At 50.0% G+C, this 23,249-nt stretch carries 17 protein-coding genes; 10 read left to right on the top strand and 7 right to left on the bottom strand.

Going from position 1 to position 23,249, the window contains the following annotated elements:
- Window positions 1-96: 96 nt before the first annotated feature.
- From MTO69_RS10380 to MTO69_RS10360, 5 genes are all read right to left on the bottom strand, one after another.
- A complete protein-coding gene (locus tag MTO69_RS10380; protein WP_248328985.1) occupies window positions 97-1,032 on the bottom strand; it encodes a LysR family transcriptional regulator in 936 nt (311 codons plus the stop codon).
- Between the two features lie 2 nt (window positions 1,033-1,034).
- The gene (gene ppk2, locus MTO69_RS10375) at window positions 1,035-1,817 is read right to left on the bottom strand and encodes a polyphosphate kinase 2 (RefSeq protein ID WP_248328983.1); all 783 of its coding nucleotides are present in this window, start codon (window positions 1,815-1,817) and stop codon (window positions 1,035-1,037) included.
- 59 nt (window positions 1,818-1,876) lie between these two features.
- A complete protein-coding gene (locus MTO69_RS10370) occupies window positions 1,877-2,623 on the bottom strand; it encodes a copper homeostasis protein CutC (RefSeq protein ID WP_248328981.1) in 747 nt (248 codons plus the stop codon).
- Window positions 2,624-2,766: 143 nt separating this feature from the next.
- Window positions 2,767-3,066 (bottom strand): YebG family protein, encoded by a 300-nt coding sequence (locus MTO69_RS10365; protein ID WP_248328979.1) that lies wholly within the window; start codon window positions 3,064-3,066, stop codon window positions 2,767-2,769.
- Window positions 3,067-3,147: 81 nt separating this feature from the next.
- Window positions 3,148-4,059, bottom strand: a complete 912-nt coding sequence (locus MTO69_RS10360; RefSeq protein ID WP_248328977.1) for a LysR substrate-binding domain-containing protein — start codon at window positions 4,057-4,059, stop codon at window positions 3,148-3,150.
- A 105-nt stretch (window positions 4,060-4,164) separates the two neighbouring features.
- On the opposite strand from MTO69_RS10360, the gene MTO69_RS10355 reads away from it, so the two are divergent.
- Window positions 4,165-5,136, top strand: a complete 972-nt coding sequence (locus tag MTO69_RS10355) for a TDT family transporter (protein ID WP_248328975.1) — start codon at window positions 4,165-4,167, stop codon at window positions 5,134-5,136.
- On the opposite strand, the gene MTO69_RS10350 is transcribed toward MTO69_RS10355, so the two are convergent.
- The gene (locus MTO69_RS10350) at window positions 5,128-7,008 is read right to left on the bottom strand and encodes a sigma-54-dependent Fis family transcriptional regulator (RefSeq protein WP_248328973.1); all 1,881 of its coding nucleotides are present in this window, start codon (window positions 7,006-7,008) and stop codon (window positions 5,128-5,130) included. The genes MTO69_RS10355 and MTO69_RS10350 overlap by 9 nt on opposite strands.
- 343 nt (window positions 7,009-7,351) lie before the next feature.
- Here MTO69_RS10350 and MTO69_RS10345 point away from each other — a divergent pair, with 343 nt between their 5' ends.
- From MTO69_RS10345 to recD, 9 genes are all read left to right on the top strand, one after another.
- Complete coding sequence (locus MTO69_RS10345) at window positions 7,352-8,440, top strand: ABC transporter ATP-binding protein (protein WP_248328971.1); 1,089 nt, start codon at window positions 7,352-7,354, stop codon at window positions 8,438-8,440.
- Between the two features lie 5 nt (window positions 8,441-8,445).
- Complete coding sequence (locus tag MTO69_RS10340; RefSeq protein WP_248328969.1) at window positions 8,446-9,546, top strand: ABC transporter ATP-binding protein; 1,101 nt, start codon at window positions 8,446-8,448, stop codon at window positions 9,544-9,546.
- A complete protein-coding gene (locus MTO69_RS10335) occupies window positions 9,546-10,409 on the top strand; it encodes a carbohydrate ABC transporter permease (protein WP_248328967.1) in 864 nt (287 codons plus the stop codon). Before MTO69_RS10340 ends, MTO69_RS10335 begins: the two co-directional genes overlap by 1 nt.
- Window positions 10,410-10,425: 16 nt before the next feature.
- Window positions 10,426-11,244 carry a carbohydrate ABC transporter permease gene (locus MTO69_RS10330; protein ID WP_248334457.1) on the top strand — a complete coding sequence of 273 codons (819 nt, stop codon included), beginning with the start codon at window positions 10,426-10,428 and terminating at the stop codon, window positions 11,242-11,244.
- Between the two features lie 12 nt (window positions 11,245-11,256).
- On the top strand, window positions 11,257-11,529 hold the full coding sequence (locus MTO69_RS10325; RefSeq protein ID WP_176287168.1) for a DUF2160 domain-containing protein: 273 nt from the start codon (window positions 11,257-11,259) through the stop codon (window positions 11,527-11,529).
- A 109-nt stretch (window positions 11,530-11,638) separates the two neighbouring features.
- Window positions 11,639-13,357, top strand: a complete 1,719-nt coding sequence (locus MTO69_RS10320; RefSeq protein ID WP_248328965.1) for an ABC transporter substrate-binding protein — start codon at window positions 11,639-11,641, stop codon at window positions 13,355-13,357.
- 228 nt (window positions 13,358-13,585) lie between these two features.
- Window positions 13,586-17,065, top strand: coding sequence for an exodeoxyribonuclease V subunit gamma (gene recC, locus MTO69_RS10315; RefSeq protein ID WP_248328963.1), 3,480 nt, complete (start codon window positions 13,586-13,588; stop codon window positions 17,063-17,065).
- A gap of 263 nt (window positions 17,066-17,328) precedes the next feature.
- Window positions 17,329-20,943, top strand: a complete 3,615-nt coding sequence (gene recB / locus MTO69_RS10310; RefSeq protein ID WP_248328961.1) for an exodeoxyribonuclease V subunit beta — start codon at window positions 17,329-17,331, stop codon at window positions 20,941-20,943.
- Window positions 20,944-20,945: 2 nt separating this feature from the next.
- On the top strand, window positions 20,946-23,045 hold the full coding sequence (recD, locus tag MTO69_RS10305) for an exodeoxyribonuclease V subunit alpha (RefSeq protein WP_248328959.1): 2,100 nt from the start codon (window positions 20,946-20,948) through the stop codon (window positions 23,043-23,045).
- A 26-nt stretch (window positions 23,046-23,071) separates the two neighbouring features.
- On the opposite strand, the gene MTO69_RS10300 is transcribed toward recD, so the two are convergent.
- Window positions 23,072-23,248 carry a hypothetical protein gene (locus MTO69_RS10300; protein WP_248328957.1) on the bottom strand — a complete coding sequence of 59 codons (177 nt, stop codon included), beginning with the start codon at window positions 23,246-23,248 and terminating at the stop codon, window positions 23,072-23,074.
- Window position 23,249: the final 1 nt, after the last annotated feature.

Raw genomic sequence — 23,249 nt, 5'->3', positions numbered from 1 at the left:
CCTTGAAACTTGGCGCTGTGAGTGAGCATATTAGGCGATAGCGTTGATAAGCACTAATTGTTGGATTTAATAATGCTGATAACTGAAACTTATTATCTAGTGGTGGGAGGTAGAGATTTGTTGATCGATAACCTGTTGGATTTGCACACATAACCACTCTAATAGGGCACTGCTGCGATACTTATTGTGATAATAGCCATGCACGCCGTGAGTGTAGGGTTTTCCAGCCACAACCACATCTAAAGCTCTTAGATTTGGGTAGCGTTGCAGTGGAAATAGATTGGAGTGAGGCAAGAAAAAATCACTCATTTCAACCACATCAACCACCGCCATCATAAATTCAGAGCGAAATCCCACGCTGGGCTCGGCCCCTTCTTGGCGCATAATATTGGCCGCATGAGTGAAGTTATCGTTCCAGCCCGGGGTGATGACGGAGGCTATGGGGTAAGGCTGCATATCTTGCGCAGTGACCGTTTTTTTGGTGACGGGATGATCACGGCGCACAATGAGTTTGCCGGTTAACTCCGCCAACTTATAAGTTTGAATGTTGTGTGGGATGGCGACATCCAAGTTGACGCCGAGTTGCACTTCATCGCGATGAATCTGGTTGAACGTATCACTCGACCAACCGACCAATTCGATGACACAGTTTGGCGCTTGTTGCTTGAAGCGCTGGAATAGTGAACCGGACAAACAGCCCAACACGACCGGAGCAACGGCGATTTTTATTGTGCCAGTCAATTCCTCGGGGACAAACGTTCGACTCTGATTGAGCGCCGCGCTAAGCCCATCCAGATGAGGCGTGATACTGTTGGCGAGCTGGATGGCGAATGGGGTCGCTTCGAGCCCATGCGGCGCTTTTACAAATAAGTCATCATCAAAGTGATTTCTGAGTTTTTGTAATGCTTGGCTGATGGCAGGCTGCGAGACGAACAGCTTCTGAGATGCTTTGCGCATGTTCAGTTCTTGGGAAAGAACCAAAAAGGTTTTTAGTAGGTTTAAATCCAAGCGCTCAAACAGATCTCTAGCCATGATTAATACTTTTCGGGAACGAAGGTTTGGTCATCCATAGGTTTGCGAATATACCCCTCTTTATTGATTTCCGGCAGTTCTATTTCTGGGTAACTGAGCTCTTGATAGTCTATTTGGCTTAATAAATGACTAATGCAGTTGAGCCTGGCCCGTTTTTTATCATCGGACGGCACCACCCACCAAGGGCACTGTTTGGTGTCGGTGTAGGCAAACATCTTGTCTTTGGCTTCCGAGTATTCTGCCCAGCGATTGCGTGACTCCAGATCCATTGGGCTAAACTTCCAGCGTTTAATCGGGGTATTGATTCGGCCTAAGAACCGTTTTTCTTGCTCTTCATCTGAAACGGAAAACCAGTACTTAATCAAGATAATGCCGGAGCGCTGCAACATGCGTTCAAACTCAGGGCATGAATGGAGAAACTCTTCATACTGCTCATCGCTGCAAAACCCCATGACTTTTTCTACGCCAGCGCGGTTATACCAACTGCGGTCAAACAGTACCATTTCGCCTGCCGAAGGCAGGTGTGCCACATAGCGTTGGAAATACCACTGGGTTTTCTCTTTTTCGGTAGGAGCGGGGAGTGCGGCGACACGGCAGACACGTGGGTTGAGCTTTTCGGTAATGCGTTTAATGACGCCGCCTTTCCCTGCGGCATCGCGGCCTTCAAAGATCACCACCACTTTGAGTCCTTGGTGTTTGACCCACTCTTGTAGTTTGACCAGCTCTATTTGCAACTGCTCTAGCTCTTGCTCGTAGAACTTTTTGTCTAGTTTCTTCTTACCCATAACGCACTCCTTTGTTATCAAAAGGTTAGCATTAGACGCCGCCATAGAGGGGATTATGTTTAAGAACTGAGAGCTTTTACGACCTTTTCAATCGCACCTGGATTGGTGACTGGAATTTGCATGTCATCGAGTGAGTTTTCGCCCATCTTCGCACTGTAATTCGATATTTGCATTTTGCTTGGGCGGGTCGTTTTTCCTGATAAGTGAACCTCCCTTGCCCCTGAATGGCGAACGACTTCGACGGCGTTGTCTACGGTTAGCCCAGCGCCAGCCATAATAGAGATACGACCATCCGCTTGTTTGACCATGGCACGCAGCGTGTTGCGGCCTAGCTCGACATTTTCGGCCTGACCGGAACTCAAGATCCGTTCACAGCCTAAAGCGATCACCTGCTCAAGTGCGTGTGACCAGTCACGGCATTGGTCAATAGCGCGGTGAAAGGTAATGCCAAGTTCATAGAGTTTGGCGCGTTCACATAACTGCTGCATCAGATCGAGATCAACATCACCGCTCGGAGTCAGAGCGCCCAGCACCACGCCATCAAGCCCTGCTTCTGCTGCGGCTTCAATGTCGAGCAACATCGCTTCGGTGTCGTCTTGATCAAACACAAAATCCCCTTGGCGTGGGCGAATCATAGCGTAAATGGCAATATCACTCAGTTGACGGGCTTTTTTCATCAAACCAAAGCTTGGGGTTAATCCGCCTAAGGTTAGCGCTGAGCACAGCTCTATTCGGCTTGCCCCACCCGCTATGGCATTGTGGAGAGATTCTAGGTTATCGATACAAACTTCAACGCGGTAGTTCATTGGATTCACTCTATCTTGGGGAAGAACCTCAATTTTAGCAGTGCTGCTAGGATTAATAAGGGTAAAAGTGGTGCGATTGATTTCCGCAAAAAAATAGGCCTCAGTGGGTGACTGAGGCCTAGCGGATGGTTGCTGAGAGTGACTTAAGCGGCGTCTTCTTGCGCTGGCTCGTCGTCAACTGGAGTGACTTTTTTCGCTTTCTTAGGCGCCGGCTTGCGCTTGGCACCCAGTGCGTAAAGCACCTCTTCTTTGTTTTGTGCTAGGAACATCGCCAAGTCTTCTTGCTTGCCTTCATCTTCTAGCAATTCACTTTTACCTAGTAGCTCAAAAAGCTCATCTGCCATATCGAGCATTTTGTCATATGCGTCAGCTTCCGCTTTAGAGGTAAAAGTCATTTTCTCTTCTCCGTTGCGTTCTACCACGTACTTGACGATTACAGCCATGGTTGGTCCTCTAACTCAAATTGTTGAATGTATTTACTGTCTTTTTATACAGTTTTTACCTGGTTAAGTCTAGGCGATGGGTCAATTCTGAGACTTAAGTGGCGAGTCTTTGCGCCATTGATGACAGTAATTGATAAAGGTTTTCAGTAGCGGGCTCTGGTACTTCTCCTTGTGCACCAGCAACCAATAGCGACGTTTCATGTCGAGCGACAATTTGAGCTCGACCACTCTGCCATCATTGAGGGCGGGCTGGGCGGCCAGTTTAGACAGGCAAGCTAACCCCAGCCCCGCAGAGACGCTATTGATCAAAGCCTCGGTGGTATTAAGTTGAAACGCTTCGTGCCAGTGCTCGATTCGCGGCGCCACCACGCGCAAGAAAAACTCTCGAGAGCCAGAGCCGGGTTCGCGCAAGATCCACTCACTGTTTTCCAAGTCCCCAATTCCGAATGGCTGAGCGAGCAGTGGTGAGTCAGGTGAACACACCACACACATTTCATCTTGGCTGAAAGGGTGGGAGATAAGTTGTGGGTGAAGGGTTTTTCCTTCGATCAGCGCTAGGTCAAGCTCATAGTCGACCAGTTTCTCACAAATTAACGCTGAGTTAGAGATCAGCAAGCTTTGCGCATGGTGTTGCGTGTCGCGGCGAAAGTCGCTGAGCAAATAAGGTGCAACTTGATTGCCAATGGTGTCACTGGCGCCAATACGCAGCTGACCAGATAGCGCTTGGTCGTTATCAAACAGCTGCTCTATGGTGTGCGCTCGCTCAATCAGTTCATCTGCCAAAGGTAGGAGTTTCTGGCCCTCTTGATTGAGAATGAGGCGGTTATTCACTCGGTCAAACAGCGCGTGGCCGATCTGTTTTTCCAGTTCAGACAGTGCCATGCTCACCGCTGCTTTGGAGAGAAACAAGGCTTCGGCCGCAGCGGTGAGGGTATCGTGCTGGGTGATCGCGATAAAAACTTTGAGTTGTTTGAGCGAAATGTTGGACGCCATAGTTTTCGTTTAGTTTATCTTAACAAGTGTTCTAAATAATTAGATAGATACGAACAAATGGCAAGCGTAAACTGATCCTATCGTTAAAAATAGGGTGAGGCAGTGATGATCAAAACAGCAAAAGCAAAAGTGATGGGTGCGCCAACACCTATGGCGGGCTTGGCCCTTGGTATTGCCAGTTTAGGTTGGTGTTGGGAAAACGCTGCCACGCTGAATGGTTACGCCCAGTGGTCTGGGGCAGTGATAGCGAGCGTATTGCTATTGGTGTTAGCGACTAAGTTTCTATTCCACCGCCACCTACTACGCGAAGATCTTGCGCATCCCGTGGTGGGCAGTGTCGTCCCCACCTTCGCGATGGCCACTATGGTGGTGTCAAACTCACTTGGTCACTTTTTTCCGCTCGCGGGTGACACGCTATGGCTCGTCGCCGTTGGGCTGCATATTGTGTTTCTAATCAGCTTTGTCTATCACCGCATGCAGGGGTTTGAGCTGCACCATATGCTGCCGAGTTGGTTTGTGCCTCCAGTAGGGATTATTGTTGCGGATGTTTCTTTCTCAGGAAACCCAGCACTGGCTGTGATTGCAAATGGCGCGCTATTGTTTGGCATGTTGGCCTACGCTGCGATGCTACCTATGATGATCTATCGCTTAATGTTTACTCATGAGATCCCTGATGCCGCGAAACCGACCATAGCCATCATGGCGGCGCCAGCCAGCTTGTCACTTGCGGGTTATCTGACCGTGACCGCTGAACCTTCGCCGGTCATCATTGGCTTGTTGTTTGGTATTGCCGTGTTGATGACAGCGATCATCTACCTTGCGTTTATCAAACTACTGAGACTGCCATTTAGTCCGGGTTACGCGGCGTTCACCTTTCCAATGGTGATTGGTGCGACGGCTCAGTTCAAGTTAGCCGCCTGGATGCAACAAACGGGGATGGAGCACCAATACGTTGCCCAAATTCGCGGCTTGGCGAACTTTGAGCTCATCGTCGCTACGCTAGTGGTGGGTTATGTTGCGCTACGCTACGCCACCTTCTACGGTGGCGCTGATCGACGAGTGTTATCGTTAACGTAACCCTTGCTCTCTAAGGCGCTTATACAGGGTATTACGGCTTATGTTCAACGCCTTAGCCGTCGCAGACACATTGCGACCCTGTTGTTCATAAACCGTTAACCACGAGTCGTCATCGCTGTGGTCAATCATGATTGATTCTACTGTCGCGGCGATAGGCAAACCGTCAGTTGGCTCGGCGTCAGGATAGCTCGGCTGGTGCTGCGCCAAATCATGCAGAAAGTCATCCGGAAGGTGCTCAATGCGAATGGTGTCGTTGCCCGCCATCGCCAGCGCAATTTGAATCACGCTGACCATCTGACGAATATTGCCCGGCCAAGGGTGAGACTTGAACATCGACAGCACTTCGATGCTGATTCTTGGTTGTTGACCTTGCTGCGCATATTTGGCGAGCAGATAACTGACCAGCGCATCGATGTCGCTACGCTCGCGCAGAGCAGGTAACGATAGATTGAGCCCACTGACGCGATAGTAGAGATCTTGGCGAAATGTGCCGCGCTCTACGTCTTGTTTTAATTGACGGTTGGTCGCCGAAACTAATTTAAAATCGACCGGATAAGAAGTGGTCGAGCCAAGTGGTGTCACCTTACGCTCTTGCAACACGCGCAGCAGCCGCGCTTGAACGTTGAGCGGCATATCGCCCAGTTCATCAAGAAAGAGCGTGCCTTTGTCTGCCTTACGGATCAGACCGATGTAGCCTTTGTTGCTGGCGCCGGTAAAGGCGCCTTTTTCGTAGCCAAATAGCTCTGATTCGACCAACTCAGCGGGTATCGCGGCACAGTTGACCGCGATCATCGGTGCCTGTTTACGTTCACTCGACAAATGTAGCGCATTAACAAACACCTCTTTGCCCACGCCCGTTTCACCATGAATCAAAATCGGAATGTCGGTGTTGAGAATACGACTGGCTTGGTTGATCGCTTTGGCCAAGCGAGGGTCGCCCATATTAAGGCGCTCTAAGTCTAGTGGTGCTTGCACCTTTGAGGCGGTCGCTTTGTTGGTCGATTGGCGATAGTCGATTTGTCGACCTTGAGGGGTCTTCGGCGGCGTGATCAATGAATAAAAATTAAAGCCCGCATGGCTGGTGATCGCAGCCGGGGTAAAGGGAGGGTGGGAGAGTAACTGGTCGAGTTTAAGGTCAAAAATGTGTTCAATTTGTTGCAATGCCAAATCCTGACCAAGCACGATTTCGGCGCGGCGATTGGCTGAAACGATCATCCCTTGCTGGTTGAAAACCAACAGTGATGACCACTGACTATCAATGTTCTCTGCGCTGGTGTTGAACCACAGCAGGTAGTGGTCAGATTGAAACTGCGACGCGATGAGCTGGTTTTCTATCGCTTGTGACATCAGCTTCACCATTCCCAGTGTGTGTGCGGTTGGCATGTAAGCATCGCTCGAGATCGACAGCACCCCCGCCATTTTACGCTCGGCATCAAATAGCGGAGCCGCAGAACCGGTCATAAAACGATTGGAAGTAAGAAAGTGTTCATCGTGAAATACCTGCACAATCGACCCTGTTTCCAGCGCCGTACCAATCGCATTGGTGCCGATCAGTCCCTCCTGCCAATGAACACCGTTTTGAAACACATCAGGTTGGCGTTGCGAGAAAAATCGTTGTTCGCCCCAACTGTTGAGTACTTGACCTTGTGGGTTGGCTAAAGTGATCAGGCAATTACTGTTGGCCAACAAGCTGTCGTAAAAGGGCAGGACTTTTTGTTGGGTGGTGGCGATCAGGCCCGAGTGCTCTTCCAATGTGAGGTCGAACGCGTGGCCAGTTTCCATTTCGATGATCGGATGGCTGTGGTGGACCAGTCCGGCATCTCGGCAGCGTTGCCAAGATTGCTTGATGATTGATTGATGTTTGTTGTCCATAGCGTTGTTCAGTGGCAGCGGTAAGGGTTTTATTAAAGTTATTATTCTAATTGTTCGTATGTGAACGTTAATGATCACAAACGCTCAAATAACATATCACTGCGATGAACAGTTTGAACACCTATTGAACACATTTTGTTAACAAGTGTTAACCTGATCTCATATGAGTAATTACTAATAATATCGGTGGTTTATTGATTTTTCCGTCAGCCTAACCTTATGTTTAAAGGCCTGGAAAACCATTCTGTAAAATATTTGTTAACAAAATAGATTATTGGCACGACTCTCGCTCTATTGAGCAATATCGAAACAAAATGATTATTCGAATGGTAAGGAGTCATTAGTGTCATTAACACTTGAGCAGGTAAGCAAATACGTTGACGGAGAGATGCACATCTCTGATGTTAACCTCACCTTTGAGCCTGGTTCGTTTAACGTGTTGCTTGGGCGCACATTGGCGGGCAAGACCTCTTTGATGCGGCTTATTGCTGGGCTGGATCGTCCCACCTCGGGAAGAATATGGGTCAATGGTATCGACGTGACCGGCGTGTCGGTGCGCGAACGCAATATTTCAATGGTTTACCAGCAATTCATCAACTATCCAAACTTGACTGTGTTTGAGAACGTGGCCTCGCCACTACGTTTAGCCGGCATGGCGGAGAAAGAGATTCAAGAGCGAGTCCATGCCACCGCGGAAATGTTGCGCATAACTGAGCACTTGAACAAGCATCCACTGGAGCTTTCTGGTGGTCAGCAGCAACGCACGGCCATGGCGCGCGCTTTAGTAAAAGATGCGGAAATCATTTTGTTTGATGAGCCGCTGGTCAACCTCGACTACAAACTCCGCGAAGAGCTGCGCCAAGAGATGCGTGAGCTGTTCCAAACTCGCCACACCATTGCGATTTACGCCACCACCGAGCCCAATGAGGCGCTCGCGCTTGGCGGAACCACCACTATCTTACATGAGGGTAAGGTTATTCAGTCGGGGCCGACCGCTGCGGTTTATCACCACCCAGATAATGTCGATTCTGCCACCTTGTTTAGCGAGCCACCAATCAACTTGATCTCCGGCGATATTACCGCCAACGAAGTGACTTTTGATCAGAGCGCGCATTTTCCGCTCAATCAGTCGTTGAGCAAGCTTGATAAAGGCGAGTATCAATTTGGCATTCGCCCTAGCCACCTTAGCTTACTGCCTAAAAATGATGATGACGTTGAACTGACGGTGCAGGTCGAAGTAGCCGAGATCAGTGGCTCGGAAACCTTCCTCCATGTGCGCAATGCTCATTTAGATATGGTGCTGCATCTCCCCGGCGTACACAGCTACGACGTTGACGAGACGATCAAAATTTATATTCCAATCCACAAATTCTATGTCTTCGGTATGGATAGCAACCTTATTCATGCCCCGATTCGTGATGTTAGGGGATAGCGTTCATGGTTCAAATAACACTTAATTCATTGGCTCACACCTATGATAAAAAGCCAACCGCGGCATCCACTTATGCCATCAAGGAGATGAACCATGTGTGGAAGCAAGGAGGCGCTTACGCACTGCTTGGGCCTTCAGGTTGTGGTAAGTCGACCTTGCTTAACATCATTTCAGGGTTGATGAGTCCATCTCAGGGCGATGTGATGTTTGACGACGTTCGAGTCAATGAACTTCGTCCGCAAGATCGCAACATTGCGCAGGTTTTCCAGTTCCCGGTTATCTACGACACCATGACGGTGTACGACAACCTGGCGTTTCCACTGCGCAATATGAAAGTCCATAAAGCCAAAATTCACTCTAAGGTGACGGAAATCGCCGAAATCTTGGAGCTGACCAATGTGCTGTCTAAAAAAGCTCAGCACCTCACGGCCGATGAGAAACAGAAAGTGTCGATGGGACGCGGTTTGGTGCGTGACGATGTGTCGGCGATTTTGTTTGATGAGCCACTAACGGTCATCGATCCACAGCTGAAATGGAAACTGCGCCGCAAGCTAAAGCAGATCCACCAGCAGTTCAACATCACCATGGTCTACGTTACCCACGACCAACTTGAAGCCTCGACCTTTGCCGACGAAATTGCGGTGATGTACAACGGTCAGATCGTGCAATTTGGTACTCCGCGCGAGCTGTTCGAGCGGCCCAATCACACCTTTGTTGGCTATTTCATTGGCAGCCCGGGCATGAACTTGCTCGAAGTCTCGCCAACAGAGAATGGTGTTCAATTTGATGACGTTGAAGTGCCATTGTCCGAAGCCTATCGCCATGCCATTGCTAATGCCGCGAGCCAAAACATCAAAATCGGTATTCGTCCGGAGTTTGTTCATGTGTGGGAGAAGGGACACGACTCGGCGCTGCTGTGTGATGTTCTGCATGTCGAAGATTTGGGTACTTACAAAATTGTCACGTTGAAGCTTGGCAATCAAGAGATCAAAGCGCGCCTTCAGGAGGATCAAGTGGTGCCACAACATCAAGCGTATATCAGCTTCCCAGAGCAATGGACCATGCTGTATGTCGATGAATTTCTTGTCAATGTGGGAGAAGAGTGATGGATAAAGTTGCCAATAACCGCGCTTGGTTTTTAGTGCTGCCGGTATTTGCGCTGGTGGCATTCAGTGCCATTGTGCCGCTGATGACAGTGGTGAACTACTCACTACAAGATATTTTTGATGCCAACACCGCCTACTTTGTCGGCACGGAGTGGTATCGCGAAACACTCAATGATGAGCGGTTGCACGGCGCACTGCTGCGTCAGTTTGGTTTTACCTTCACCATTTTGCTGATTGAAGTACCGCTCGGGATCATCGTCGCGCTCACCATGCCAACCAAAGGTAAATGGTCTGCCTTCTGCCTGATTGTACTGGCGATTCCATTGCTGATCCCGCTTAACGTGGTCGGTACTATCTGGCAGATATTTGGCCGCGCTGACATTGGCTTGTTTGGTTGGGCATTGAATGGCATGGGGATTGACTACAACTACGCCGGCAACCCGATTGATGCTTGGCTGACGGTAATTTTAATGGATGTGTGGCACTGGACGTCGTTGATTGCGCTGCTGTGTTACTCAGGCTTGCGTGCGATTCCAGATGCCTACTATCAGGCGGCGAATATCGACCGAGCGTCGACGTGGTCAATCATTCGCTATATCCAACTGCCGAAGCTCAAGAGCGTACTGCTGATCGGTATTCTGATCCGCTTTATGGATAGCTTCATGATCTACACCGAACCTTTTGTATTGACCGGCGGTGGACCCGGTAACTCGACCACCTTCCTCAGTCAGACATTGACCAAAATGGCGATTGGTCAGTTTGATATCGGCCCAGCAGCGGCATTCTCAATCATCTACTTCTTGATCATCCTCTTGGTGAGCTGGGTGTTCTACACCGCAATGACCCACGGTGAAAATAAGTAAGGAAACAACCATGGCGATGACAAAATCTAAATACACACGCTACACCCAGATTGTAGGTCTGGCGCTGTACATCATCTGTTTGATGCTGCCAATTTACTGGCTGCTCAACATGTCGTTTAAAGAGAACCAAGAGATCTTGGGCGGGCTGAGCTTCTTCCCAGAGAATTGGACCTTTAAAAACTACGCAACCATCTTTTCCGACTCAAGTTGGTACATGGGCTACGTGAACTCAATCATCTATGTGGTGATGAACATGGTGATCACGTTAACTGTGGCCTTACCTGCCGCTTATGCGTTCTCACGCTTTAAGTTTGTTGGTGATAAGCATCTATTTTTCTGGCTGCTAACCAACCGTATGGCACCACCAGCGGTGTTCTTGTTGCCATTCTTCCAGCTTTATTCATCGGTCGGTCTGTTTGATACCCATATTGCGGTCGCCCTGGCGCACTGTTTGTTCAACGTGCCACTGGCGGTATGGATTCTGGAAGGTTTCATGTCGAGTGTTCCCCGTGAAATCGATGAAACCGCTTATATCGATGGTTACAGCTTTCCCAAGTTTTTCATCAAAATCTTTTTGCCGATGATCCGTTCGGGGATTGGGGTCTCGGCTTTTTTCTGCTTCATGTTCAGTTGGGTCGAACTGCTGCTCGCTCGAACCTTGACCTCGGTTGATGCCAAGCCGATTTCAGCGGTGATGACTCGTACGGTCAGTGCTTCAGGTATTGATTGGGGAGTATTGGCGGCAGCCGGTGTGCTGACCATTCTACCGGGCATTTTAGTTATCTGGTTTGTAAGAAACCACGTCGCGAAAGGCTTCGCGCTAGGTCGAGTTTAAGGAGACTTCATCATGGCTTGGATGGCATGGACTACCCCTTCAGCGCTGTTTTTTCTCGGTATTGCGCTGATTCTATTGACGATGACGATTCGTGAAATTCGTACGCCATGTATTGAGCGTAAAGGGTTTCTACCGATCACCACCACACGTGGCGACCGGTTATTTATCGGTTTGTTGAGCTCAGCTTATATCCATCTTGGATTTGTTGGCTTCTCTGAACTGACAATTTGGGTGCCATTTACCCTCTCGGTAATTTGGCTGGGTACAGTTTTGAAATGGGGATAACAACAACTTAACGACATACCCACCCCCCGATAGGAAGGCGTCATCGTGATGGGGTGAGTGACACCAATAACGTAATAGACAGAATACTCACAACTGGAGTTAGACAAGAATGAAAAAGGATATCAAAAAGTCTTACCTTGCTCGTAGCTTAGCCTTGAGCTTCGCTTTGGCTGCCATCTCACCAACTGCACTCGCCGATATGGTGGCAGCGAAAAAATGGATGAGTGAAGAGTTCACACCATCGACGCTTTCTACTGAAGAGCAAGCGCAAGAGATGCAATGGTTTATCGATGCTGCAAAACCTTTCCAAGGTATGGAGATCAATGTAGCTTCGGAGACGATCACCACCCATGAATATGAAGCTAAAGTCTTGGCTCAAGCGTTCTATGAGATCACCGGCATCAAGGTCAACCATGACTTGATTCAAGAAGGTGATGTGGTTGAGAAACTGCAAACTCAGATGCAGACTGGGCGTAATATTTACGATGGCTACATCAACGATTCTGACTTAATTGGTACCCATGTTCGTTACGGAAAAGTCGTACCTATTTCAGACTTTATCGCCGGTGAAGGGAAAAGCGTGACTAACCCTTACCTTGATCTGCCTGATTTTATCGGTTTGGACTTTACCACAGGTCCAGATGGCAAAATCTATCAATTGCCCGATCAGCAGTTTGCTAACTTGTACTGGTTCCGTGCCGACTGGTTTGAGCGCGAAGACCTTAAAGCGAAATTCAAGCAAGAGTACGGCTATGAACTTGGGGTTCCACTAAACTGGTCTGCGTATGAAGACATTGCTGAGTTCTTTACTGACAAAGTGAAAACCATTGATGGCGAGCCAGTTTACGGTCACATGGATTACGGTAAGAAAGATCCGTCTTTGGGTTGGCGCTTTACCGACTCTTGGTTCTCGATGGCAGGCGCTGGCGACAAGGGCATTCCCAATGGTCTACCGGTTGATGAGTGGGGCATTCGTATCGAAGGCTGTAAGCCGGTAGGTTCTGATGTTGCTCGCGGCGGCGCAACCAATGGTCCAGCCGCTGTGTATGCGACCACCAAATACGTAGATTGGCTTAAGAAGTATGCGCCACCAGAAGCTCAAGGTATGACCTTTGGTGAAGCAGGTCCAGTTCCGGCGCAAGGTTCTATCGCTCAGCAAATCTTCTGGTACACCGCCTTTACTGCTGATATGACCAAGCCAGGCCTACCTGTGGTTAATGAAGATGGCACGCCGAAATGGCGCATGGCTCCGTCACCACGCGGTCCATACTGGGAAGATGGCATGAAACTCGGCTATCAAGATGCAGGCTCTTGGACTTTCCTCAACAGCACGCCATTAGAGCGTCGTCAGGCAGCTTGGTTGTATGCTCAGTTTGTGGTTTCTAAGTCTGTCAGCTTGAAGAAGACTTTGGTTGGTCTGACCCCAATTCGTGAGTCGGATATCAACTCTCAAGCAATGACAGATGCAGCGCCGAAACTTGGCGGCTTGGTGGAGTTCTACCGCAGCGACGCTCGTAAGCAGTGGACCCCAACCGGGACCAATGTGCCAGATTACCCGAAATTGGCGCAGCTATGGTGGCAATACGTGTCTGAAGCCGCGAGTGGTGAGAAAACCCCTCAAGAGGCGCTGGATGGTTTAGCACAAGCACAAGACCGCGTAATGCAGCGTTTGGAACGCAGTGGTGCGCAAGGTGAGTGTGGACCGCAGCTCAATCCGAAGAAAGACCCTGAGTACTGGCTATCACAACCCGGTGCGCCAAAAGCGAAACTGGCGAATGAAAAACCACAAGGTAAAACCATCGCCTATAAAGATCTGATCGCTCAGTAAGGCTACCCCGCCTTAAAGACAGATTTCTCCCCACCCGCTTAGGCCTGCTCAAGGCTTAAGCGGGTATTTTGATTTGAACCAAATACCACACCAATTACATCAATTATCTGATCATCCTTTCTAAGCAATTTTCTGAACATCTAATTAATGCGATTGGTATTACTCTGCTAAAGAGCTTGGTTGTGCTAGTCTCAGGGCTAATTGTCACAACGTGAGCGTGAGTGCATTGTGTTTACTGTTTACCATTCCAACCAAGTCGATGTATTGAAATCCCTACTGGTTGAGTTGATTCGGCTCAATCCGCTGGAGAACCCGTTTGAAGCGGAGCAAATTTTAGTACAAAGCCCGGGTATGTCCCAGTGGCTTAAAATGGAATTGGCGAAAGAGTTTGGCGTGGCGGCCAATATTGAATTCCCGCTGCCAGCGACCTTCATCTGGAATATGTTTACCGAGGTATTGACCGAGGTGCCCGAACGCAGTGCATTCAACAAAGAGTCGATGACCTGGAAGTTGATGCAAATCTTGCCCGCGTTACTCGAGCGTGATGAATTTGCCCCACTGAAACGTTATCTCGCTGATGATAACGACCAGTCTAAGCTCTACCAGTTATCAGAAAAAATCGCCGATATCTTCGATGGCTATTTGGTGTATCGACCAGAGTGGATCGCAAGCTGGGAAGCAGGGCAACCGGTGGCCGAGTTACAAGACGAACATCCATGGCAGCCTATCCTGTGGCAAGCGCTGTACGACCATACTTTAGCGCTCGGCCAATCGCCCTATCATCGTGCCAATCTGTACCAGCACTTTATTGAGACGCTGGAAAATTACGCCGCCACAGCGCAAAGCGAAGGCTTTCAGCACTTGCCAAAACGTTTGTTTGTATTTGGTATTACCTCATTGCCTCCACGCTATATGGATGCATTAAAAGCGATTGGTGAGCACATCGATGTCCATTTGATGTTTACCAACCCTTGTCGTTATTACTGGGGCGAAGTGCGGGATAGAAAATTCCTGGCGCGTTTGGCTGCTAGGCATCGTCAGCACTTGGTGTGGAATCAAGACCACTCGGAGCTAGATGGTCAGAGCCAGCAGCTAAAGGGCAGCTTGGAAGAGAATGTGGTCGATGAACTGCATACCGATGTCGTTGGTAACAGCTTGCTTGCGTCTATGGGCAAACTCGGTCGAGATAACATGTATTTGCTATCGCAACTGGATAGCCACGAAATTGAAGCCTTCGTGGATATTGAGCGTGACTCCTTGCTGCATCAGTTGCAGGCCGACATTCTCAATCTAGAAGAGCATCAAGATGACAGCCTACTCGACAGCAGTGCGCACAAGCAACTGGTAGATCCGGGAGACAGGTCACTCAGCTTGCATGTGTGTCACAGTCCGATGCGCGAAGTGGAGGTGCTGCATGATCAGTTGCTGGCGATGTTTGATGCAGACCCGAGCCTAAAACCGCGCGATATCATAGTGATGGTGGCGGACATCAACGCCTATAGCCCGGCGATTCAGGCGGTATTTGGCAATGCTCCGGGTGAGCGTTTTATTCCGTATTCCATTTCTGATCGCACCGCCGATCAAGAGAGCCCAATCCTGCATGCCTTTATGCAGTTGGTCGATTTGCCTAACACTCGCTGTCTGGCTTCAGAGCTACTCGAGTTGCTAGAAACGCCGGCGATATTGGCCCGCTTTGCGATCAGCGCAGAGGAGTTTGTGCTCGCCAAGCAGTGGGTCGAAGAGTCTGGGGTTCGCTGGGGGCTCAATGGTGATACCTGCCGCGAGTTTGACCTGCCTGAGAACAGTCATAATACCTGGCAATTTGGCATCGAACGCATGTTGCTGGGTTACGCCATGCCAGACACGGCGGGTCTGTTTACCACTTCACATGGTCAACTGGCACCATACAATCAAGTACAAGGGCTGGGAGCCGATCTTGCTGGTAAACTAGCGCAGTTTATTCAAGCGATAAGCGATTATCGTCAGCGTCTCGGCGAAACCCAAAGCATTGATGCGTGGCGCGAAGTATTAACCCAATTGCTCGATGACTTTTTCTTGGTCGAGCTAGAGGGCGAGGCGGCATTAAAGTCGATCCGCGATACCTTGGCCAATCTCAAGCAGCAGTTGAACGATGCCGCGTTTGAGCAGTCGCTTGCTCCCGCCATTGTGCGCCAGTACTTGCTCGACAAGCTGTCTGGAACCCGAGTGAGTCAACGCTTTCTTGCCGGGCAAGTGAACTTCTGTACCCTAATGCCGATGCGCTCGATTCCGTTTCGAACTGTGTGCCTGCTGGGGATGAACGATGGCGTCTATCCTCGCTCTATGCCGCCAGAGGGATTCGATTTGATGACTGGTCGTACTCGACCGGGGGATCGCTCGCGTCGAGATGACGACCGTTACCTTTTTCTGGAAGCGCTGTTATCTGCGCAGCAGACGCTCTATATCAGTTATGTAGGCCGCTCGATTCAAGACAATACCGAACGGGTACCATCAGTGTTGGTGTCTGAGTTGGTCGAATACTGTCAGCAAAACTATTGTTTACTCGGAGAGCAAGACAAGCCGTCAGATGAGTCGGGCGATGCGCTGGTCGCAAGTCTGGTGACGCACCATCCCATGGTACCGTTCAGTGAGCAAGCCTTTAGCGGCGAGCACCCAAGTTATGCCAAAGAGTGGCTACCTGCGGCCAATCGTCAGGGGCAACAGAGTGGTGCTTTCAACCGTCAGCTGGATGACTATCTATTAGACGCAACTTTCCCGCTCGAGCTCGATTTGGTTGAATTGCAACGCTTTTGGCGCCTGCCCGTGCAATATTTCTTTAATCGCCGCCTCAAAGTGACGTTTGAGCCGCCACTGCCTGTGATGCAGGATGAAGAGCCTTTTGTGCTGGGCGGTCTGGAGAGCTATCAGATGCGTGATGCACTGCTCAATGAACTACTTAAACAGCAGCAGCTAGGGCAACAACTACAACAGGTGATGGAAGCGTTTGTTGAGCAGCAACGTGCGCAGGGAAAATTGCCGGTCGGCGCATTTGGCGAAATTGAGTTTGAGACTAATCGTGTACAAGCCGAACAGCTGCTGGAAAAGATTGGCTTTGTATGTCAAGCCAGCCTAGATGATATCGAAATCAAGCTCACGCTTACGCCGTTTGGCGCAGACAAGCCGGTGCTACTGACCGGTTGGTTAACCCAAGTATTCCAATCCGGTTTGGTCCGTTTTCGCAGCGGTCAATTGCGCGCCCAAGACTATCTCGCCGCTTGGATTGATCATCTCGCAATGTCGGCAATGGGCGTCAGTCGCCCGACCCATATGATTGGCTACGATCGCAAAGAGGGCGCGATACACTTGATCTATCCTGCCATCGCCGACCGCAAACAGGCGGTTGAATGGTTGACCGAGCTGGTTCGCTTGTTCTATCAAGGTATGACACAGCCGTTGGCTTATTTTCCTAAAACCGCGCTGGCTAATATCGAAGCGGGCTTTAGCCGTGGCCATTGGGCTGACGATGAAGAGAAGGCGCTGAAGAAAATGGCCGATACCTTTAACGATGGCTATCTGTCACCGGGAGAAGGGAACAACGTTTATATTGCCCGTATTTGGCCAAGTTGGGATCAGACATTGGCGGAGCAAGTGCGTCACTTAAGTCACTTAGTGATTCAGACACCAAGACTGATGATGCAAACCAGTGAAGAGGCGAGTCAGTCGTTATGAGGCAAAGTAGTTGGCCGCCAGTAAATCATTATTGTGTAGGGCGTTCGCTGTGCGGCCATAGGTCAGAGGGACCGTGATTCGGTGGGTCTGTTGCAAGTTTCCTTGCTCAACACATGGCGCGCATACTATCGGCTTGCTCGGGCGCGCGCCGTGAGAAAGATCGCATAACATCTTAACTTTTTATCGTTTGATATTAATAACTAACGTTTTAAAGCCTAGATCACATTCAGCATCAGGCTTTTCAGCAAAAGGGCATAATATTTATGACATCGGCGGCTTCTGTTACCCCCCTTGATACCATGACTTTTCCCCTGCATGGAGCGCGATTGATTGAAGCATCAGCAGGAACGGGGAAAACCTTTACCATTGCGGGGCTCTACCTCAGATTGTTATTGGGGCACGGCAGTGAGCAATCTAAGCATCATCGGCCATTGACCGTTGATCAGATCTTGGTGGTGACCTTTACCGAAGCGGCAACTGCGGAACTGCGAGACCGAATTCGAGCCCGGATTCACGCTGCGCGCTTGGCCTTTGCCCGCGGCCACAGCCAAGATCCTGTGATTCAACCGTTGCTTGAACAAGTGGCCGATCACAAACACGCGGCCGACATATTACTCCAAGCTGAGCGTCAGATGGATGAAGCGGCGGTGTATACCATCCATGGTTTTTGCCAACGGATGTTGACGCAAAACGCTTTCGAATCCGGCAGTCGATTCAACAGTGAATTTGTCACCGATGAAAGTCAGTTAAAAGCTCAAGTGGTGGCCGACTATTGGCGGCGCAATTTTTATCCGCTACCGCATCAGTTGGCTGGAGAAGTGCGACGATTATGGAGCTCGCCTGCCGCGTTGTTGGCGGAGATTTCGCGCTATTTGACCGGGTCGCCAGTTCGTTTATCGGTAGCGCCAATGAGGGGCAGCTTGGCCGATTTACATCAGCAAAACTTGCATCAAATTAATACGCTTAAAGCCAGTTGGCGTGAGCAGCAAGATGACCTTTTAGACTTGATCAGTGGCTCTGATATTAACAAACGCAGTTACAGCAAAAAATCGTTACCAGTATGGTTGGAAGCCGTTAATCAGTGGGCGGCGACGGAAAGTGTGGGTTATGAGTATCCTGAGCAGTTAGCCAAGTTCGCCCAGTCGGCGCTCAACGAGAAAACGCCTAAAGGCAATCCACCTCAATTGCCGTTGTTTGACCAAATTGATACGTTTATTGCCCAGCCGATAAGCCTTAAGGCGCCGCTTCTCGCTCATGCGATACACCATTGCCGCGCCTTGCTGGCTGAGGCGAAACAGCGTAAGCAATGGCTTTCTTTTGATGATCTGTTGACGCAGCTTTCAGCGGCGATCGACAGTGATGAAAGTGAACAGTTGGCCGAGCGGATCCGCACTTTGTATCCGGTGGCGATGATTGATGAGTTTCAAGATACCGATCCGCTGCAATACAGTATTTTTAGCCGCATTTACTTAGCGCACCCTCAATGTGGCTTGTTTATGATTGGTGACCCAAAGCAGGCGATTTACGCGTTTCGCGGCGCCGATATTTTTACCTACATTAAAGCGCGCAATCAGGTGAGCTCTCATTTCACGCTTGGCACTAACTGGCGCTCTAGTGCCGATATGGTGGCGGCGGTGAACCAAGTATTCGCGACGCCTCACAGCCCATTTATTTATGATCAAGATATTCCATTTTTGCCGGTGCAGCATAGCCCTAAGGCAGAGCAGCGCATTTGGACGATGACAGGCCAAAAACAACCCGCTTTAACTTACTGGTTGCAAGAAGCCGACGCCAAGCCGCTTGCCAAAGGCGAGTACCTAATCGCCATGGCCCAAGCCACCGCCGATCACATCCATACTATTTTGGATGCGGCGCAACAGGCTAAGGCGCACTTTTGCAGCGACAAGCAGCAGCGGCCGATCCAAGCGGGAGACATCGCAGTATTGGTGCGCACCGGAAGTGAGGGGCGGTTGGTGAAACAAGCATTGGCCGACCAAGGGATCGCCAGTGTCTATCTGTCAAACCGCGATAGCGTGTTTAGCTCGCCGGTGGCGAAAGATCTGCAGCGTCTCTTGCAAGCGGTGCTGACCCCAGAAAACGACCGAGCCCTGCGCGCAAGTCTCGCCTCTGAAATTTTTGCTTTAGATGCTGGTCGGCTAGATACCCTCAACAATGATGAAAATGAGTGGGAAGCGGCCATCAACGAGTTTAAGGAGTATCGCAAGCTGTGGACACAGCGCGGTGTGCTACCGATGCTGCGCAGTGTGATGAGTAAACGTCATATTGCTGAGCGGCTGCTCGCCGAGCAAGGGGGAGAGCGTCAGTTGACCGACCTGATGCATATTGGTGAATTGCTCCAGCAAGCCAGCATTGAACTCGACAGTGACCATGGCTTACTACGCTGGTTGGCGCAAGCCATCAGCGATGCTGAAAACGGACTTGGCGGCAACGAAGATCAAATTCAGCGTTTGGAGTCAGAACGCAATTTGGTGCAGATAGTGACTATCCACAAGTCAAAAGGCTTGGAGTACGATTTGGTCTTTTTGCCGTTTGTTTTCAGCTATCGAGAGGCTGCAGAAGCCAAATATTACGACGCGGATAAAGACCAAACTATTCTCGATATCACCGCACAAAAAGCGGCGTTGGCCGCCGCCGATAAAGAGCGTTTGGCAGAAGATTTACGTCTGATATATGTTGCTCTGACCCGCGCGGTGTATGGCTGTTTTGTTGGCGCTGCGCCGCTGCGAAATGGCCGCTCTAGCAAAGAACCAACAGGGGTTCATCTCAGCGCGATGGGTCATTTGTTGCAAGATGGTCAGCAAGGAGGGATCGCTGATTTGAGCGCGGCCCTACAAGTGCAAGCTCAGGGTTTGGATTGTGTTACCGTGTGCCCATTGCCTGAAGCTCATCAGCAGCCTTTGATAGCGATAGAGAATCAACCGCCGACACTGAGCGCCGCCGAGCTGACCCAAACAATAGACCGAAGTTGGCGCATGACCAGTTACTCAGGGCTAATTAAACAAGGCTTGCAACATCATGATGGCCTCACGGATTTACTGCATCTGGATATCGATTCCTCTGATGATAATGACCAGCCCATCGACACCGAGCCGCAAGCTTCAATCTTTACCTTTCCGCGCGGTGCACGTCCCGGGACGTTTTTGCACACGCTGTTCGAAGAAGTTGAGTTTACCCAGCCGGCAACCAGTGAGAGTAATAGTGCGCTGATCAGCAAGTTGCTTGAAGATGAGCAGCTTGACCCAGATTGGTTGCCTATCTTACAGCAACTGGTCGATACCGTGCTCAGCACACCGCTCGATGGCAAACAGTTGCGTCTTAAGGATAAAACCGCGCAGCAGCGTCTGGTTGAGATGGAATTTATGTTGCCGATTGAAGTGCTGTCTGCGCCTGCGCTCAATCGCGTGATTCAACGCCATGATCCTTTATCTGCGAAAGCGGGAGACTTAGGCTTTCATAGTGTCAATGGCATGCTGAAAGGCTTTATCGATTTAGTGTTCGAGCATCAGGGCAAATACTACATTTTGGATTGGAAATCGAACCATTTAGGTGATGAGGTGAGCTTCTATCATGGGGACGCGCTCAAAGCGGCGATGGCCGATCACCGTTACGACCTTCAATACCAAATCTATGCATTGGCACTGCACCGTTTTCTACGCAGCCGTGTGGTAAATTATGACTATCAGCGCCATTTTGGCGGCGTCTACTATCTGTTTTTACGGGGAATGGATGGCGAAAGTGATCACGGTATTTTTGTTGCGAAACCGAGTTTAGCGTTGTTAACCGATATGGATCGATTGATTGACGGTTTGCCGATCGAAGAGAAACACAATAGTGCTGGTCAGATGGAGCTGCTTTAACCATGGATAGATTGATTTCGACTCTTGAGCAACTGGCGAATAAAGGCCTGATTCGACAGCTAGATTATCAGTTTGCCCGTTTCATTGAACGGCAAGCAGACAATCCTCACCTAGCATTTATTGCTGGGGTCGTGAGCTGCGAATTGGGGAAAGGCCACATCTGTTTGCCGCTGCTTGATGAGAATGGCTGTGCGGTGGACATCGCCGCTAAGCTGGGGTTATTTGGCGAGGCGGCCAGTGAGTTGAACCAGCAGTTGTTGGGTGTGGATTGGCCAGCACTACTCCACAGCAGCGAACTGGTTGGCAGCCATGGTGAACCTGTCCCATTGATGTTTGATGGTGAACGTCTCTATTTGCATCGCTACTGGCACTATGAAGTGGTGGTTGCGCAGCGATTAAATAGCTTTGGGTCACCCATGATCCTTTCGCCGCCAGAGCTGCACAACTTGTCGCAACTCCTCGACCATCTTTTCGCGAGAAGCTATCGCTATCTCTATGAAGATATTAAAAAAACGTTCGAAACAGGAACGAGTTCGCCAGGGCTGAGACAGCGAATGGTTTGCGACCATCTAGACGTTGTCGACGAGCAAAACTTGGATTGGCCTACCATAGACCAAAAGCTCTGTTCAGCGAAGAGTAGCCAAGAGTTAGCCGCGTTGGATGACTTAGTGCCGCTCGCCGCCTGCGTTAACTGGCAAAAGGTCGCAGCGGCAGTCGCGTTGACTAAGCGCTTTGCGGTGATCTCTGGAGGGCCGGGTACTGGCAAAACCACAACGGTTACCAAATTGCTCGCGGCCCTTATTGAACAAGCGCAAAGCCAACATAGCTCACCCAGTATTAAACTGGTCGCGCCGACAGGAAAAGCGGCAGCGCGTCTGACCGAGTCGATAGGTAAAGCGGTAGAGGCGCTGCCAGTCAGTCCAGAGCTCAAAGCTCGCATCCCAACCGAGGCAAGCACCTTACACCGCTTGCTGGGAGCGATTCCTAATAGCGCAGAGTTTCGTCATCACCGAGATAACCCACTGCACTTGGATATCTTGGTGGTCGATGAGGCCTCAATGATCGATTTGCCTATGATGTACAAATTGGTCGACGCTCTGCCCAAACACGCGCGTTTGATCTTGCTCGGAGATAAAGACCAGCTGGCCTCAGTCGAGGCGGGAGCCGTGCTCGGTGATATTTGCTCGTTCAGCTCGCTGGGGTACAGCCAGGCTCACGCCAGCCAGCTAGCACGATTGACAGGCTATGATACGTTGGCCAGTAGTCAGCAAGGCCCGGCTACCATTGCCGATAGCTTGTGTATGCTGAAAAAGAGCTACCGCTTTGACGCTCGCTCGGGCATTGGTCAGTTGGCGCAAGCGGTCAACTCAGGGAGTGGCGCCAAAGTTGATACTGTTTGGCAACGCGACTTTGCTGACATCGCTAAGTTCCCCATCGATAGCCAGCACTACAATCAGATGATTCAAACTATGGTGGCGGAATATCGCGGCTATTTGCAGCGCTTAGCACAGGTTCAGCAGCGCGATGGAATCTCAGAAACCTTGGCAGAGCAGGCGAAATCAGCATTGGATCTGTTTGCAAAGTGTCGCCTGCTGTGTGCGATTCGCGAAGGAGATTTTGGTGTCGCTGGGCTTAACCAACGCATTGAGCGTGGGTTAGCGGCGCGTAAATTGATTCAAACCCAAGATGAGCTTTGGTATCACGGTCGACCAGTGATGGTTACTCGCAATGACCATAGTTTGGGTCTGTATAACGGTGATATCGGCTTATGTGTCTACGACCCAGTGCAAGACAAGCTGAAAGTGTTTTTTGAACTGCCTGACGGCAGTGTTAAGGCGGTTTTGCCTAGCCGAGTCCCCGAGCATGAAACGGCCTATGCCATGACCATTCACAAGTCGCAAGGCAGTGAGTTCGACCATACCTTGATGATCTTACCGGCAGAGTTTACCCCATTGCTAACCCGTGAGCTGATCTACACCGGGATTACTCGCGCTAAACACAAGCTGACGCTGTTTGTCGATGAGCGACTGTTAAAGCGAGGTATTAAGGTGCGTACGGAGAGGGCAAGTGGCTTGATAGCAAGGCTGAAAGATGGCAGATGACCCTCCATGGTCGTCTGTCAGTGTGATTAAAGTGCAGTAGAGAATGAGATACTGCGAATGCGGTATTTCTCTTGGTAGTTCAAAATGAACGCTTTTAAGCCTTCTGTAACTGGGAATACGCAGTGTACGTCGAGATCTTCTAGTAGTTCGTTGTCTGCCATGTCCCAAAAACTCTGCACAGAGTTACAGATAATTTTCTTCATT

This window comes from Vibrio sinaloensis, assembly GCF_023195835.1.
Taxonomy (GTDB): Bacteria; Pseudomonadota; Gammaproteobacteria; order Enterobacterales; family Vibrionaceae; genus Vibrio; species Vibrio sinaloensis_C.
Note: the sequence above shows the minus strand (reverse complement) of the source record. Positions and strands in the feature narration are given on the sequence as shown.